At 68.0% G+C, this 15582-nt stretch carries 17 protein-coding genes; 11 read left to right on the top strand and 6 right to left on the bottom strand.

The features are described from left to right. The first annotated feature begins 120 nt into the window (after positions 1–120). Both ACQPYM_RS24640 and ACQPYM_RS24635 read left to right on the top strand, forming a co-directional pair. On the top strand, positions 121–1071 hold the full coding sequence (locus tag ACQPYM_RS24640; RefSeq protein ID WP_433004223.1) for an anion permease: 951 nt from the start codon (positions 121–123) through the stop codon (positions 1069–1071). Next, on the top strand, positions 1068–1703 hold the full coding sequence (locus ACQPYM_RS24635) for a DUF47 domain-containing protein (RefSeq protein WP_433004220.1): 636 nt from the start codon (positions 1068–1070) through the stop codon (positions 1701–1703). Before ACQPYM_RS24640 ends, ACQPYM_RS24635 begins: the two co-directional genes overlap by 4 nt. Positions 1704–1708: 5 nt before the next feature. On the opposite strand, the gene ACQPYM_RS24630 is transcribed toward ACQPYM_RS24635, so the two are convergent. Then, positions 1709–2449, bottom strand: coding sequence for a GntR family transcriptional regulator (locus ACQPYM_RS24630; protein ID WP_433004217.1), 741 nt, complete (start codon positions 2447–2449; stop codon positions 1709–1711). A gap of 179 nt (positions 2450–2628) precedes the next feature. Between ACQPYM_RS24630 and ACQPYM_RS24625 the strand changes: the two genes are divergently transcribed. From ACQPYM_RS24625 to ACQPYM_RS24615, 3 genes are read left to right on the top strand one after another with little or no spacing between them, the layout of a single operon-like run. Continuing rightward, a complete protein-coding gene (locus ACQPYM_RS24625; protein WP_433004214.1) occupies positions 2629–3111 on the top strand; it encodes a CinA family protein in 483 nt (160 codons plus the stop codon). A 28-nt stretch (positions 3112–3139) separates the two neighbouring features. Then, positions 3140–4405: a cytochrome P450 gene (locus ACQPYM_RS24620; RefSeq protein ID WP_433004211.1), complete on the top strand. Its 1266-nt coding sequence runs from the start codon at positions 3140–3142 to the stop codon at positions 4403–4405. Continuing rightward, entirely contained in the window at positions 4402–5679 is a 1278-nt protein-coding gene (locus ACQPYM_RS24615) for a neutral zinc metallopeptidase (RefSeq protein ID WP_433004208.1), read from the top strand. The genes ACQPYM_RS24620 and ACQPYM_RS24615 overlap by 4 nt, the downstream gene beginning before the upstream one ends. Before the next feature lie 57 nt (positions 5680–5736). Here ACQPYM_RS24615 and ACQPYM_RS24610 read toward each other — a convergent pair whose 3' ends face one another. Continuing rightward, a complete protein-coding gene (locus tag ACQPYM_RS24610) occupies positions 5737–5937 on the bottom strand; it encodes a hypothetical protein (RefSeq protein ID WP_433004205.1) in 201 nt (66 codons plus the stop codon). Between the two features lie 157 nt (positions 5938–6094). On the opposite strand from ACQPYM_RS24610, the gene ACQPYM_RS24605 reads away from it, so the two are divergent. Both ACQPYM_RS24605 and ACQPYM_RS24600 read left to right on the top strand, forming a co-directional pair. After that, positions 6095–6478: a DUF6766 family protein gene (locus tag ACQPYM_RS24605; protein WP_433004202.1), complete on the top strand. Its 384-nt coding sequence runs from the start codon at positions 6095–6097 to the stop codon at positions 6476–6478. Positions 6479–6505: 27 nt separating this feature from the next. Then, positions 6506–7240: an endonuclease/exonuclease/phosphatase family protein gene (locus ACQPYM_RS24600; protein WP_433004199.1), complete on the top strand. Its 735-nt coding sequence runs from the start codon at positions 6506–6508 to the stop codon at positions 7238–7240. A gap of 53 nt (positions 7241–7293) precedes the next feature. Here ACQPYM_RS24600 and ACQPYM_RS24595 read toward each other — a convergent pair whose 3' ends face one another. Continuing rightward, positions 7294–7524 (bottom strand): hypothetical protein, encoded by a 231-nt coding sequence (locus ACQPYM_RS24595; protein WP_433004196.1) that lies wholly within the window; start codon positions 7522–7524, stop codon positions 7294–7296. Between the two features lie 79 nt (positions 7525–7603). On the opposite strand from ACQPYM_RS24595, the gene pta reads away from it, so the two are divergent. Both pta and ACQPYM_RS24585 read left to right on the top strand, forming a co-directional pair. Further along, positions 7604–9685: a phosphate acetyltransferase gene (gene pta, locus ACQPYM_RS24590; protein WP_433004193.1), complete on the top strand. Its 2082-nt coding sequence runs from the start codon at positions 7604–7606 to the stop codon at positions 9683–9685. Next, a complete protein-coding gene (locus tag ACQPYM_RS24585) occupies positions 9682–10872 on the top strand; it encodes an acetate/propionate family kinase (protein WP_433004190.1) in 1191 nt (396 codons plus the stop codon). The genes pta and ACQPYM_RS24585 overlap by 4 nt, the downstream gene beginning before the upstream one ends. Before the next feature lie 13 nt (positions 10873–10885). Here ACQPYM_RS24585 and ACQPYM_RS24580 read toward each other — a convergent pair whose 3' ends face one another. Continuing rightward, entirely contained in the window at positions 10886–12121 is a 1236-nt protein-coding gene (locus ACQPYM_RS24580) for an RNA polymerase sigma factor (protein ID WP_433004187.1), read from the bottom strand. A gap of 182 nt (positions 12122–12303) precedes the next feature. Here ACQPYM_RS24580 and ACQPYM_RS24575 point away from each other — a divergent pair, with 182 nt between their 5' ends. Both ACQPYM_RS24575 and ACQPYM_RS24570 read left to right on the top strand, forming a co-directional pair. After that, the gene (locus tag ACQPYM_RS24575) at positions 12304–12549 is read left to right on the top strand and encodes a hypothetical protein (RefSeq protein WP_433004184.1); all 246 of its coding nucleotides are present in this window, start codon (positions 12304–12306) and stop codon (positions 12547–12549) included. Positions 12550–12664: 115 nt separating this feature from the next. Further along, positions 12665–13249 (top strand): metalloregulator ArsR/SmtB family transcription factor, encoded by a 585-nt coding sequence (locus tag ACQPYM_RS24570; protein ID WP_433004181.1) that lies wholly within the window; start codon positions 12665–12667, stop codon positions 13247–13249. A 76-nt stretch (positions 13250–13325) separates the two neighbouring features. Here ACQPYM_RS24570 and ACQPYM_RS24565 read toward each other — a convergent pair whose 3' ends face one another. Both ACQPYM_RS24565 and ACQPYM_RS24560 read right to left on the bottom strand, forming a co-directional pair. Continuing rightward, the gene (locus tag ACQPYM_RS24565) at positions 13326–14192 is read right to left on the bottom strand and encodes an alpha/beta fold hydrolase (RefSeq protein WP_433004178.1); all 867 of its coding nucleotides are present in this window, start codon (positions 14190–14192) and stop codon (positions 13326–13328) included. 19 nt (positions 14193–14211) lie between these two features. Then, positions 14212–15531, bottom strand: coding sequence for an MDR family MFS transporter (locus tag ACQPYM_RS24560; protein WP_433004175.1), 1320 nt, complete (start codon positions 15529–15531; stop codon positions 14212–14214). Positions 15532–15582 lie beyond the last annotated feature (51 nt).

Below are 15582 nucleotides of genomic sequence, written 5' to 3'. Positions count from 1 at the left end.
GTGCCCGAACCCACACGCCACGCCACCCCACCCCCCACTTTGTGCACCGGCGGAGCGCCTGGCTCCCCTCCGGGCGCTCAGGTCGTGCACAAAGTCGCTGGAAGAGAGGGAGAGGGCGTCGTGTCGGCCGTGGTTGTTGGGGTTGCTGTGGTGTTTGTGTTCGTTTGTGGGGCGAACGATGGGGGAGCCCTGCTGTCGTTGGGAATCCGGCATCGCGGCGCGTCCGGCGTACTGGTGCTGGTGGTGCTGGCTCTCGCCGTTGCGGTTGGTCCGGCAGTCTTCGGGTTGGGGGTTGCCGAGACGTTCACCAGCAAGCTCGTCGAGGGCCAGCTGAGTTTTCTGGTCGGAACCGTGGTGGCGATCGGTCTGGTGCTCGCGTTCACCTGGCGTGGGATACCGACCAGCATCACGTTGGCCCTGCTCGGCGCGATCGCCGGCGCCGCGGTCGGATTGGGCTCGTCACCTGACTGGGCCCGGCTCGGATTCGTACTCGCCCTCGGTGCGGCCGCTCCCTTCGTGGGCATGGCGCTGGCGTTCTTGTTCGGCCAGGTCGTACGGCGCATGCCGATCAACCGCGTGGCTCGGTGGACGAGCGCAACGCAGCTGCTCGCGTTTGCAGGTCAGAGTCTCGCCTACGCGGCCAACGATGGTCAGAAGATGTTTGCCGTGGTGGCGACCACCGCCGCTGTTGCGGGGCATCCGGTGGCGCTCGGTGGTGAGGTCCTGCTCGTGCTTGCGATCGCTGGGGTCTTCACGCTCGGGGCGGCCGTCAGTTTGCGGCGAGTCGGTCAGGGCGCGACGGCGACCTTGTTGCGGATGCGACCTGGCCATGTCATCTCTGCGGAAGTAGCTGCATCGGTCGCGGTGTTCGGTACCGCGGGTCTCGGCGTACCGGTCAGCATGACTCAGGCAACCACGGGTGGCCTGGTGGGTGCGGCGCTGAACGACGGGCCGCGCTCGATCCGCTGGCAGTACACCGCTCCGCTGGCGATCGCCTGGGCGGTGACGCTCCCGGCCGGCTTGGTCGGCGGCCTCTTGATCGGACTTGTTGTCAACGGAGTGACGCCATGAGGATTCGCAGACTGTACGACGATCTGACCGGCCGCACACATCATCGGGCTTTGGATGCGCTGCACAGCCAGCTCGGGATGGCGATCGACGGGGTGAGCCTGACCGCGCGGATGACCAGGGGAGAGCTGAGTCCCGCGGACGCGCGGGCGGAGATGGTCGACGTCGAGCACGCAGGCGACTCCCTGCGGGCCGTGCTGGTGGGGGAGTTGTCGACGGCGCTGACCACCCCGATCGATCGGGAGGATCTCTATCGGTTGTCGCGGTCGGTGGACGACGTACTGGACAACCTGCGCGATCTCGTGCGGGAGACCGACCTTTATCGCGCTGACCCGGAAGTTGAGGATCTGGAGATTCTCGCGGCGGTGGCCGAAGGGTTGGCGTTGCTGCAGACGGCGGTCGCGAGTCTTCCGCGCCGGCCGGCTGAGGTGACCGTGACGACCCTTGCCGTGCGCAAGTGTGCTGGGCGGGTGCGTCAGCTTTATCAGTCGGCGGTGGCGAGCCTGTTCGAGCAGGACGTGTCGACCGACCTGCTGAAGCGGCGGGAGTTGTTGCGCCGGCTCGATGTCGTCGGGCTGCGGCTCGGGGAGTGCGCCGATGCGTTGTCCGACGCGATGCTGAAACGCAGCCACTAAGACCGTCAGTCGAAACCGAAAGAGATGTCGATCGAGTAGAGCGATGCGCGGTACAGGTCGCGGCCGAACTCGATCGGCCGGGCGTTGGCGTCGTACGCGACCCGATGCACCTTGAGCAGCGTCGCTCCGCGCGGCTCGTTGAGCAGACCAGCCTCCGCGGCGGTCGCCTTCCGTGCGCTGACCGACTGCTCGGCCGACTTCACCTCGTGGCCGTTGGCGCGGAGCAGTTGGTAGAGCCCGCGATCGGCCAGCCCTTCGGCGGTCACGCCGAGGTCGGGGAGCACGTGGTTGCGCAGGATGGCGAGTGGTTCGTCATCGGCGAAGCGGAGACGCTCGAGGGCGAGCACTTCAGCTCCGACCGGGAGTCCCAAACCGGTGGCGACGTTCTCCGGGGCCTCGACGAGCTGGCAGGACAGTACTTCGGTGCGTGGGCGGCGACAGGCCCGGAGAAGATCCTCGAACAGGCTCGTCCGCTCGACCTTGCGGCGTACCCGGTTGTTGACCACCGACGTACCGACGCCCCGCTTGCGGCTCAGCAGGCCCTTCTCGACCAGGTACTGCAGGGCCTGGCGGACCGTGGGCCGGGACAGCCCGAGCTGCTCGGCGACCACGATCTCGTTGTCCAATTTGGTCCCCGAGGGGATCTCACCGGACTCGATCAGCTCCTGCAGCCGCTGCGCCACCTGGAAGTACAGCGGCACCGGACTCGACCTGTCGATCTCGACCAGCCCGTCCAGACTTCCCATCCGTTCCTCCACGCCGAGCACTCCTCACCGCCTCGATCCAGCGCAACCGTCCTCGCTTTGTCATTATGTCAGCATCTACAGACCAATCGTCGGCCTGCTCCCCGCGCCGCGTCGAATGACCGGCTGGTGACCGGGTACCGGGCGGTCTCTTCACCGGATGGAAAGGCACAGGCAGATCGATGGGTGGACCGACGCAGGACGCGGCAGAGCTCGCCGAGGCCGTCGCCCGGCTCCTTCGGGAGAACAAGCAGACGGTCGCGGTGGCCGAGTCGCTGACCAGTGGCAAGTTGGCCAGCAGGCTTGGCGCCGCACCTGAGGCCAGCAGCTGGTTCGCCGGGGGAGTCGTGGCGTACGCCGCGCACGTCAAGTTCGAAGTACTGGGGGTCGAGCCCGGGCCCGTGGTCACCGAGCAGTGTGCCCGGCAGATGGCTCGTGGGGTCATCCGCCTGATGCGCTCGGACTTCGGGCTCGCGGTGACCGGGGTGGGTGGTCCGGATCCCGATGAGGGCAAGCCGGCCGGGACGGTGTTCATCTCGGTGGCGACGGCTCGTGGGGAGGACGTCGCGGAGTACCACTTCGATGGTGATCCCGCCTCGGTGCTGGAGCAGTCCACCGCGGCCGCGCTCTCGATGCTGTTGGCAACGATCGAGCTGCGGCCATAGCTTTCGGCCGCGTGGGTACCTGAGGGCGGTGAAGACACCTCACCTGCTCCGTTTGGACGACACCGCGCGGCTGCTCGCGGAGGGTTACCGCTGGTTGCCGGGCCGCCTGCGCCGCAGTACGGGAGGTCTCGCGCGGGCACGGATCATGGGTCAGCCGGCGGTCGGGTTGCGGGGACCGGAGGCGGTGCGATTCTTCTACGACGAACGGCACGTCCGTCGTGGCGGGGCGCTGCCCGAGCCGGTGCGCGGGACGTTGTTCGGCAAGGGCGGCGTACATGGTCTGGACGGCGAGATGCATCGGGTCCGCAAGTCCCTGTTCGTGACCCTGCTGACCGACGAGAAGGCCGTTGCCGCGTTGGTCGAACAGGTCGCCGAAGCCTGGGACGAGGCCGTTCCGCACTGGACGGGCGACACGGTGCTCTTCGACGAGACGAGCCGGATTCTGACCCGCGGAGTCTGCCGGTGGGCAGGGGTTCCGGTGACTGACGACATGGTGGCTCCGCTGGCCTCGGACCTGGTTTCGCTGGTGGACGGGTTCGGCTCGCTCGGACGACGCCACTGGCAGGCTCGGCGGGCCCGGGGACGGTGTGAGGACTGGCTGGTCGGACTCGTCGAGCAGGTGCGCGCCGGGGAACACCTGCCCGCAGCGGGTTCGCCGATCGAGGTAGTGGCATCGCATCGGGACGCGGGCGGCGAATTGCTGTCGCCGCACGTCGCGGCCGTCGAGCTGCTGAACATCATCAGGCCGACGGTGGCCATCGCGTGGTTCACGGCCTACGCGGCTCACGCGCTGCACAGTTGGCCCGAGCATCGCGACCGGCTGGCGGGGGAGGACTCGCAGTACCTGGCGGCCTTTGTCCACGAAGTACGCCGGTACTACCCGTTCGCGCCGTTCGTCGGCGGCGTCGCGGTTACCGACCTGACCTGGCGCGGCGAAGCGATCCGCGCGGACTCACTGGTCCTCCTCGACCTGTACGGCCAGAACCACGACCCCGCACTGTGGGGCGATCCCGACACCTTCCGGCCGGAACGCTTCCTCGAGCATCCAGTGGAACGCGACGAACTGGTCCCGCAAGGCGGCGGCGATCCGAGCACAGGCCACCGGTGCCCCGGCGAGATGATCACCATCACCCTGCTCGAAGCCCTCTGCCACCGCCTGGCCCGCCTCGACTACGAAGTACCGGAGCAGGACCTCTCGATCTCCCTCCGCCGCTTCCCCGCCCGCCTCGCCAGCGGCTTCGTCTTCAACCCCACACGACTACAGCGCGAATCGTGGGGTACCGACGCTGCATGATCGCCCGTGGGCCGCGCCGGAAGACGGAACGCGGCGCCCTGCGCTTCGGGCTGCTGATCGTCGTCGCGGCACTCGTCGTCGCCATCGCCTTCGCCTCCAGGCAACGCCAGGCGGACGACTCCGGTGACATGTCGCTCGGACGCACGTCCGGTCCGGCGCAGGGGGTCAGTGATGCGGCGCAACGCAGCTTGGTCGACTACTGGGAGGGCGAGCTGCCGAAGGTCTATGACCGTCAATTCGTGCCGCCCGCGGGTGGCTTCCAGCCGAAGACGCCGGAGAGTCCGCCGTTCTCCTGCGGTGGCGAGCGGTTGACCTACCAGGACCTCCAAGGCAACGCGGTGTACTGCGGCGCCCCGGAGGACGACTACATCGCGTGGGATGCGGCCGGGCTGTTTCCGCGGCTGGTCGAGCGGTTCGGCAGCGTCGCGCCGGCGATCGTGCTCGCTCACGAGACCGGGCACGCGGTTCAGGCCCGGGCCGGTGTGGACGCGCCTTCCGTTGTGCGGGAACTGCAGGCCGACTGCTTCGCCGGATCGTGGACCCGATGGTCCGAGGGCTCCGCGACCGACGCGGTCAGCTTCACCGACGGCGCGTTGGACAGCGCGGTCGCCACGATCCTGACCCTGCGAGACCAGCCCGGTACGCCGGCCGGTGCTCAACAGGCCCATGGACTCGGGTTCGATCGGGTGAACGCCTTCCAGACCGGCTATGAGCAAGGTGCCGAGGCGTGTGCCGGCTTCCCGGAGCGTGGGGTGGTGACCACCGAGTTGCCGTTCCGCACGGTGGCTGAGAGCCAGACCGGTGGCAACTTGCCGTATCCCGAAGCTGTCGCAGTACTGACTGACAGCCTGAACGACTTCTGGACCTCCGCCCTTCCGCAACTCAAGCCGGGGACCACCTTCGACCCGCCTGCCGTGCGACCTGGTGAGGGCGACCGGTTGCAGGGCGTGCACGAGCAGATCGGTGACCTCGCGACCGGAGCGATTCTGAGCGAGGCGTGGGCGGAGGCGGCACAGACGGCAGCGGAGCTGCCGACGGCTGGTCGGCAAGCCGGGATGCAGCGGGACTGCTTCACCGGTGCCTGGCTCGCGTACCTCGCCGGGGACGACCTGGCGAGCTCCCAGTTGTCACCCGGCGATCTCGACGAGGCGCTCACCCAGATCGTGCTGAGCAGCTTCGCGGACGACGGGCACCGGATCGACCGCGGTGGCGCCTTCGAGCGGACCCGGGCGCTGCGCACCGGCCTCTTCGGCAACCTGCCAAGCTGCCGATGACTCAGCTCGGCCAGGGTCAGACGGCCAGGGGCATGGGCCTGGGTCACGTGGCCTGGGTCAGGAGTCGGCCTCGGCCGGCTCGGGTTCGGAGTCTTCGCGGTCCTGGTCGGTCGCTTTGTGGTTGCCGCGGGTTTCGGACTGGGGCTTGGTCGGGAGAGGACAGGCCGGGCCCTTGCGGACCGGGCCGCCGCCGAGTCGCCGGCTGCGCCACTGTCTCTCGTTGTAGTCGTAGTAGGTGTCGACGCCACCGAAGGTCATCTGCCGACCTCGCCTTTCACCGCGAGCTGCCCTTCGCCTGCTGCAAGACGAAGGCACGCCACCGGTACCCCGGGCTGAAACACCCTCTGTGACCGGCAGCAGTGATTGCGGGCATTTTGTTGTTGATTGCGGCAACGCAAATGGGTACCGGTTCGGCATGAACCCAAATGACCAGTTGGAGCCGGATCCCCGGCCGAACAAAAAACCTGAAAGCCATGTCCGCCGCTGGGGCGCCGTCTACGTGCTGGCTGTCTTGTTCCTCGGCTCCTGGCTCGGGCAGTTCTTCACCCAGCTCAGCGAGTACCGCAGCGACCAGGAAGAGCACCAGCAGGCCTTCGAGTGGGCCGGCTACCTGACCAACTTCTTCGCCAGCACGTTCGAGAACTGGCAGAGCGAGTGGCTGCAGCTGGTCTTCCAGGCGATCCTGCTGCTCGGCGCCAAGCACCTGATCTTCCGGGTCGACGCCGAGGACATGGAGCGGCTGGAGGCCAAGGTGGACAAGCTGAACCAGCAGCTCGAACGGCAGCAAGCCAGAGATTGATCGGCGCGTCGTGGGTACAGGATTCTCATGCGATTCATGACGTGGAACGTCTGGGGACGGTTCGGCGGAAACTGGCAGTGGCGGCAACGGAGGATCGCCAGGACCATCCGGGCGAACCGCCCGGACCTCGTCGCGCTGCAGGAGAGCTGGGTCGCGGGTGGTTTGCGCCAGTCCGAGGTGCTCGGTGCCGAGCTGGGCATGTCGTCGATCTTCGCGCCGTCCCGGATGCCGCAGGATCCCGACCCCTCGGTCCAGCTCGGTCTGGCGATCCTCAGCCGGTATCCGTTCGTGGCGTACGAGCGGCATCACCTGACCGACGAGACGATCGCGTTGCGGGCGGAGATCCGGCTCGGTGAGCGCGGCCTGCACTTCCTGAACACGTGCCTGGACTGGGAGGAAGACCGAGAGCGTGAACGCCTGAACGAGGCGGAAGCGTTGGTCGAGCTCGTGGCCGAGCTGTCTGCATCAGGCGACCCGGTGGTCCTGGCGGGTGACCTGAACGCTCCGCCGGACCGGCCGGAGATCAAGAGACTGCTCTCGGTGCTGCACGACTGCCGGCCCGATCCCGGCATCACCTACAGCTCGAAAAACCCGTACCTGGGCAAGGGCGAATGGATCGAGGACGAACGCATCGACTACGTCCTGGCCACCCTCGACGCCGGCCGCCAACCGCGCTGCCGCGCCAGAATCGTCGGCACCGAACCCGACCCCCCACCCTCCGACCACTACGCGGTCGTGACCGACATTCCCGTACTCAACTAACCAGCCCCGCCGGTACGCCGATACGAGTGCTAACCCGGCGTACGGCGTACCGGTCAGTCCGGGGGTTCTATCGGTTTGCCCTCGGCGCCGGTGGTGACGTCCTGCTCGCGGGGTGGGCGGCGGCCCTCGTTCGGGACGGGGCCGGGGGAGCGTTGGCCGTCGTCGTGCTCGATCCGGTCGGCGTCGAGCAGGGCTTCGTCGACCTGGTCGTTCTCGAGCGCTTCGTTCAGCTCGGTGTCAGTGACGGTCTTGTGCGTGTCCGGGTCGGGCCGTTCGAAGCTCATCGCACACCACCTCCAGATTGCCGGCCCGGTGCCCAGCCGGTAAACCTGCCCGCACTGCCCGCCGACTAGGGTTCATCGCATGGGAAGCAGCGTGTACATCGCGTCGGTGGAGGGTTTCACCGGCAAGTCCACCGTGGCGCTGGGAGTGCTCCAGCAGCTGTCCAGGCGGGTCGAGCGGGTCTCGGTGTTCCGCCCGATCGTGCGCCCCGACGCCGCGCTGCACGGTGGGCGTGACTACGTCCTCGACCTCCTCACCTCGCACGACGCCGTGACGCTCTCGTACGACGACTGCGTCGGCGTCACCTACGACGAGGTGCACAAGGACCCCGACGCGGCGCTCGACCGGATCGTGCAGCGGTACCGCGACATCGCCGAGCGGGGAGACCCGGTCCTGATCCTCGGCAGCGACTACACCGACGTGGGCACCCCGACCGAGTTCTCCTACAACGCCCGGATCGCGGCGAACCTGGGTGCGCCCGTCCTGCTCGTCCTCAACGGCTCCGGCCAGGACCCGGTCAACCTGCGCACGCTGGCCGACCTGGCCGGCACCGAGCTGGCCGCCAATCACGGCTCGCTGTTCGCCGTCATCGCCAACCGGGTCCAGAAGGACCAGCTCGCCCAGACGGTCACCGCGCTCGCCGGGGTCGGCGTACCGGCGTACGCGATCCCGGAGGAGCCGTTGCTCAGTGCGCCGTCAGTGGCGGACCTGATGACGGCCGTCGACGGGCAGTTGCTGAGTGGCGACCCCGGGTTGCTGGCTCGCGAGGTCAGCGGGCTCGTGATCGCCGGTATGACGATGCCCAACGTGCTGGACCGGCTGTTCGAGGGTGCCCTCGTCGTCACCGCGGCCGATCGCCCGGAGGTGGTCGTCGGCGTCCTGATGGCGCACGCGTCGCAGAACTTCCCGCAGATCTCGGCGATCGTCCTCAACGGCGGGTTCGCGCTGCCGGACCAGATCCTGCGGCTGATCGAGGGGATCGGCAGCACCACACCGATCATCGAGACCGGTCTCGGCACGTACGCCGCATCAACCGCGCTGACGGCCGTCCGCGGCCGGCTGACCAAGAACACTCCCCGCAAGGTCGACACCGCGCTGGCGCTCTTCGACCAGTACGTCGACGGGCCGGCGCTGCTGGACCGGCTGGCCGTCGCCCGCAGTACGGCGGTGACACCGCTGATGTTCGAGCACCAGCTGATCGACGAGGCGGTTGCCCATCGCAAGCACATCGTGCTGCCCGAGGGTGACGAGGAGCGGATCCTGCGGGCGGCCGACGTGCTGCTCCGGCGGGGCGTGGCGCAACTGACGCTGCTCGGCGATCCGGTCACGATCAGCGCGAAGGCGGCCAGCCTCGGCGTGGACATCTCGGCCGCGCGGGTGCTCAGTACCGACGACGAGGAGTTGGGTGAGCGCTTCGCGGCGGAGTACCACCGGCTGCGCAGCCACCGCGGCGTCGACCTCGAGCGGGCCCGCGAGATGGTCAAGGACGTCTCGTACTTCGGAACGATGATGGTGCAGCTCGGCCTGGCCGACGGGATGGTGTCCGGCGCGGTCCACACCACCGCGCACACGATCCGGCCGGCGCTCGAAGTGGTCAAGACGCTGCCCGGCGTATCGGTCGTCTCCTCGGTGTTCTTCATGTGCCTGGAGAACCAGGTGCTCGTGTACGGCGATTGCGCGGTGAACCCCGATCCGACCGCCGAGCAGCTCGCGGACATCGCGATCTCCTCGGCGGCGACCGCGGCGGCGTTCGGCGTCGAGCCGCGGGTCGCGATGCTGTCGTACTCGACCGGGACCTCAGGCACCGGCTCGGACGTGGAAAAGGTGTCGAAGGCAACGACGATCGTCCGCGAGCGCGCGCCCGAGCTGCTGGTGGAGGGACCGATCCAGTACGACGCCGCGATCGACGCGGCCGTGGCCAAGACGAAGTTGCCCGACTCGCCGGTGGCCGGCCGGGCGACCGTGTTCATCTTCCCGGACCTCAACACGGGTAACAACACCTACAAGGCGGTGCAGCGCTCGGCGAACGCCGTTGCCGTCGGCCCCGTTCTGCAGGGACTGAAGAAGCCGGTCAACGACCTGTCCCGCGGCGCGACCGTGCGAGACATCGTCAACACCGTCGCGATCACCGCCATCCAGGCCCAGCAGGGGAGGGGCCGATGAACGATCATGTCCTGGTCATCAACGCGGGATCGTCCTCACTGAAGTACAGCCTGATCGACGCGTCCTCCGGCGAGGCGGCCGCGTCCGGCGTGGTCGAGCGGATCGGCGAACAGGAAAGTGTCCACCGCCATCACGGACCGGAAGGCGAAGCCCGTACGACGCAGCCGATCGCCTCGCACGAGGACGCGTTGCGCGCGGCGATCGATGCCTTCGGCAAGCACGGCCCGTCGCTCGACGACCTCGAGATCGCGGCCGTCGGCCATCGGGTCGTGCACGGCGGCGCGCGGTTCTCCGATCCCGTCCTGATCGACGACGACCTGATCGCCGCGGTCACCGAGCTCGTACCGCTGGCTCCGTTGCACAACCCGGCCAATGTCGAGGGCATGCAGGTGGCTCGCCGGCTGTTCCCGGAGCTGCCGCAGGTGGCGGTTTTCGACACGGCGTTCCACCAGACCTTGCCTGAAGAGGCTTATACGTATGCGGTTCCGCGGGAATGGCTGGATGAGTACGGGGTCCGCCGGTACGGGTTCCACGGCACCTCGCACGCCTTCGTGTCGGCTGAGGCCGCGCGGCTGCTCGGTCGGGGGCCGGCCGAGGTGAACCTCATCGTGTTGCATCTGGGCAACGGCTGCTCCGCGACCGCCGTACGGGGTGGTCAGTCGGTGGACACCTCGATGGGGCTGACCCCACTCGAAGGCCTAGTGATGGGCACGCGATCGGGCGACCTCGATCCGGCCGTCCACGCGTACCTGGCTCGCGAGGCCGGCCGGTCCTTGGACGAGATCGACCATCAGCTGAACTTCGAGTCGGGGCTGAAGGGTCTGGCCGGGCAGAATGACTTCCGCGAACTCACCCGTCGGCAGGAGGCCGGCGACGAGCGCGCGCAACTCGCCTTCGACGTCTACTGCTACCGGATCAAGAAGTACGTCGGCGCCTATTACGCCGTACTGGGCACTGTGGACGCGATCGTCTTCACCGCAGGGGTTGGCCAGCATTCGCCGGCTGTTCGGACGGCCTCGCTGACTGGACTGGATGCGCTCGGCATCAGAATCGATGCCGAGCGCAACAACGCTTCCTCCGACCAGGCCCGCGCCGTGTCAGCCGACGGCAGCCCGGTCGCAGTACTGGTGATCCCCACCAACGAAGAATGGGAGATTGCCCGGCAGGCGATCGCCCTCACCGCTTGATGGGTCGGCGCAGTTAGTTGGCCAGTTGGTCGCGGCGGTGGGTCAGGTAGGCGGTTTCGGCGGTGTTGCCGGCCAGTTCGATGGCTTGGTCGTATGCCGCGCGTGACTCCTGGCTGCGGCCCAGCCTTCTGAGGAAGTCGGCGCGGGTCGCGTGGTAGGCGTGGTAGCCGTCGAGCTTGTCCTTCAGCTGGTCGACAGCCGCCAGCGCCACGTCGGGGCCGTCGAGCTCGGCTACCGCGATCGCGCGGTTGAGGGCAACGATCGCCGACGGGTCCAGGCGGACGAGTTGGTCGTACAGGGCAACGATCTGCGACCAGTCGGTGTCGCGAACGTCGCGGACAGAGGTGTGGACGGCGTTGATCGCCGCGAGGATCTGGTAGCGCCCCGGACGCATCCCGGTTGCCAGCCGCTCGCGGACCAGCTGATGGCCCTCGGCAATCAACGCGGTGTCCCAGGCGCCGCGGTCCTGCTCGCCGAGGGGGACCAGTTCGCCGCCGGCCGAGATGCGCGCCGTACGGCGGGCCTCGGTGAGCAGCATCAGCGCCAGGAGCCCGGCGACCTCACCGTCCTGCGGCATCAGCCCGCGGATCAGGCGAGTGAGCCGGATCGCCTCGGCCGTCAGTTCGTGACGGACGGGATCGGAGTCCGGACCGGTGGCCAGGTAGCCCTCGTTGAAGACGAGGAAGAGCACGGCGAGGACGCCGGAGACGCGGGCCGGGAGATCCTCTGTCGACGGAACTCGATAGGGAATGCGAGCCGCCTTGATCTTCGCCTTTGCGCGGGTGATCCGCTGGCCCATCGCCGTCTCCTGCACCAGGAAGGCGCGGGCGATCTCGGGCACGGTCAGGCCACCGACCATCCGCAGGGTCAGCGCGACGCGGGTCTCCAGCGCCAGCGCCGGGTGGCAGCAGGTGAAGACCAGCCGGAGCCGATCGTCGTCGATGGCACCGAGCGGCTCGGGCGGATCGTCGTCGTACACCATCTGAGCCTCCCTGTGCTTGTCGTCGCGTTTGCTCTCGCGCCGGATCCGGTCGATGGCCTTGTGGTTGGCGGTAGTGGTCAGCCAGGCGCCGGGATTGGGCGGTACACCGTCGGCCGGCCACCGCTCGACGGCCGTCGCGAACGCCTCGGCGGCGGCCTCCTCGGCGATGTCGAGGTCGCCGAAACGCCTGGTCAGGGAAGCGACCACGCGGGCCCACTCCTCGTGGTGGACCCGGACGAGCGTCTGCTCCGCGTCGATACGAATCAACTCCTGTGCTCCGGTTGCTCACTCCTGCTACGAACACCGCTGCCCCGATCCGACACCACCGCGGCGACTTCTTTCAACTCTTTCGGGACGATTAGCTCTGGTAGCAGAGGGTACTGGGCGAACCACAAGGCGTAACAAGGTTGCGCAGGGCAAAGTTGAGAGTGAAAGGGCGGAATCACCTCATGAAACCCATTACGCGAACGGTTGCGGCACTGGCCATGGTGGCAGCGGTGGTCGCCGGCGGTGCGACGACGGCGAACGCGCAAACCACCACCGGCACGGGCACCCAGGCAGAAGGCCAGGTCTCGTGCGGCTACGACTTCGACAAGTGCCACCTGCAATGGTACGAGTACGGCTTCGTCAAGAACTACATCGTCAGCAAGATCTACTACCGAGGCGGCGGCTACCACTTCTACTGGTGGAACTAACCATTCCACTGGCGGAACCCCCCGCCGAACCACCCCCCGGCCGCTGCCGCGATCCGCCCAAGCGCAGCGGCCGGCCCGCTCGACGAGTGCGTGAGATGCGTGCATACTTGCACAGATGAGCAAGGATGATGATTCGGCCGCGGAGCTGGACGGCGTCCTGTCCCACCAGCTGTTCCGGGCGTTGGGGGATCCATCGCGGGTTCGGCTGCTGGGGCTGATCGCGGAGCGAGGTAGGCCGTGTTCGGTGTCCGAGCTCTCCGACCGTCTCGACGTCGACCCGTCGGTTGTCTCGCGGCATCTTGCGTTGTTGCGGGCGGCTGGGGTGCTGCGGGCGACCAAGAGTGGCCGCAACGTGTTCTACGAGATTCAGTTCGCCGGGCTGGCGGAGACGCTGCGGGGGATTGCCGATGCGCTCGATGGCGCCGCGGAGGTGAGTGCGAAGCGGCTCGAGCAGGAGATCGGCGAGGATCTCGAACTCGTGGTGCAGGCGGCTGAGTTGGTGATCTCGCGGCAGTTCGCCTCGACGGCGATGGTGCAGCGCAAGTTGGAGGTCGGATCAGCCAAGGCTGGGCGGCTGTTGGACATCCTTGAGAGTCGCGGTGTGGTCGGCCCTCGCGTGGATTCGAAGGCCCGCGAGGTCCTGGTCGGGCCGGACAAGCTGAAGCAAACTCTGACCAATCTGCGTCGGGACGCCAAGTAGGCAAGCATCGCCGGGCTCTGAGGAGACAGGGCCGGCCAGGTACGGCGTACCCGGCGATGCTCGTCGATGGGCTGGGTCAGGGGGTCGTGTGGCTGAGAAGCGCCGGGATGGTGGTGGGCCAGGTGTGGTGGGGGAAGAGTTCGTGGCCGGTTTGGGGGAGGGGGATGAAGTGGGTGTTGGGGATTTCGGCGGCCAGGGCTTGGCCGTGGCCGATGGGGAACATGGGGTCTTCGGTGCCGTGCATCACCAGGGTTGGAACGGTGATGGTGCTGAGGCGGTCGCGCCAGGGGGTGCCTGCGTCGATCAGGAAGGGGTTGGTCAGTTGCGCGGCGATGTTCGCGGCGTGGTCGACGATGCGAGCGGCCGTTGCGCGCATGCCGTCGAGGTCGAACGGGCGGGAGTGCGCGGCGAAGGGGCGCTCGACCTCGACGAGATAGTCGACGACGGCGTCGCGATCTGACCAGTCCGGCTGCGAAGGCTCGTTGCCGAAGAACTCCTGGAGCTCGAGCGACATCGCGGGCAGATCGGAGTACTGATGGCCGGGACCGCCGGGCGTTCCCGACACGAGGGTCAGCGACGCGACGCGGTCGGGGTGATTCAGTGCCAGGAGTTGGCCGATCGCCGCGCCTTGCGACATGCCCACGACGTGTGCGGTGGCGATGCCGAGTTCGTCGAGCAACGCGGCTGCGTCGGCGACGAGGTCGTCGAGTCCGTGCGCCGGTGATCCAGCTGGCGAAGAAGTCGACTGCCCTGCATCTCTGCTGTCATAGCGGATTACGTGCCGGCCGCCGTCGGCCAGGCGGCGTACGAACTCCTCGTCCCACGCTTGCAGGGAGTGCCCGGCTCCGTGGATCAGCAGGATGGCTGGGTCGCTCGGGTCGCCGAACGACTCGATGCACAGCCCGACGCCGTTGGCCTTGATGATCTGCTCAGTGGTTGACATCGCATTCCTCCAGTTGGTTTCAGCGTGTGGCGGTTAGCTCTGCGGTACGACGGCGCAGCGCCGGCGCGACAGCGAGTTGCGCGGCGAACAGTCCGACCCCGATCGCCAAGCAGGCCGCCCAGAGCGCGGTCCGGCCGGCGTGGTCGAGCAGCGCAGTACCGAGCAGTGGGCCCAGTACTGCGCCCAGACTCCAGGTGGTGGACGCGATGCCCATGTACCGGCCACGCAGGTCGGCCGGCGCGATCCCGGCGAAGGTGGCGCCGAACATCACCGAGACGCCGATCTGGCCAAGCGTCCACACAAGTACGGAAACGACATAGCCGACGTTGCTGTGGACAACAGCACCGAATCCACCGCCGACCCCGGCCAGCAACATGGAAACCGCCAGGATGCGCGCGGTGTCGCGGCCGTCGAGCAGCCGTACGGCGACCGGCTGGAAGAGGACGATCACGATCCCGTTCAGGGCGAGCACCGCACCGAAGGTTCCGGGACCGTGCCCGTCGCCGGTCATAATCAGCGGAAGCGTCGAGAACGCCTGCAGGAACATCGTGAAGTAGACGATGTGAATCGCCGCCATCACGAGCATCACGGGATCACGCAGGAGGGCCGGCAGCAACGCCCGTCGGGTCGCCTTCTGCATCGGCGAACGGGTCTCGGGGACACGCCGCCACACGATCAGCGCCGCGAGGAGTGCGGCCCCGGCGTTGAACCAGAACAAGATGCCGTACCCCTGCCGGACCAGAACTCCAGCAGCCACCGTCGAGATCGTGAAGCCGAGATTGGCCGCCCAGAACATCAAACCGAAGGCTCGGAGCCGCTCCTTCTCCGGCAGATCCGCCACGGCGGCCGACCCCACCGGGCGGAACAGTTCGGCCATCAGTCCGACGCCGACAGCCGCGGCCGAGATCGCCACCAGCGACTCCGCCGAGCCGAGCGCGATCAGCGCGACGGCCGTGCCCAGGAACCCGAGCAGCATCGTGTTGCGCCGGCCGATCCGGTCGCCGAGCCAGCCGCCCAGCAGTTGCGAGCCGATGTCCCCGACGCCCACCGCCGCGATCACCGCACCGGCCGTGCTCGCCGAGAGGCCACGTTCCTGGGTCAGGTAGAGCACGAGGAATGCCCGCGCCACCCCGCCGGCCCGGCTCACGAAGTGCGTGGCGGTGAGGGCCCAGACGAGGCTCGAATGCCGCGACCGCGTCCGCCGGTGTACCTGCGGGCCTTGACCGCCTTGACGCTTCGATCGCGTCGCCGACTGGGCGGCGATCGGCGGGCGGGAGTCGATTGCGGGCCGGGACTCGGTCGCCGGCCGGACAGGTGCCTCGGTGCCGTGGGTTGTCATGTCTAAGACGTTATGGGCGTGCACGCATCGTGAAAAGCGATTGTTTCCGAT

Source organism: Kribbella sp. CA-294648, from assembly GCF_050943845.1.
In the GTDB taxonomy this organism is placed as follows: Bacteria; Actinomycetota; Actinomycetes; order Propionibacteriales; family Kribbellaceae; genus Kribbella.
This window is presented reverse-complemented; position numbering and strand designations above follow the sequence as displayed.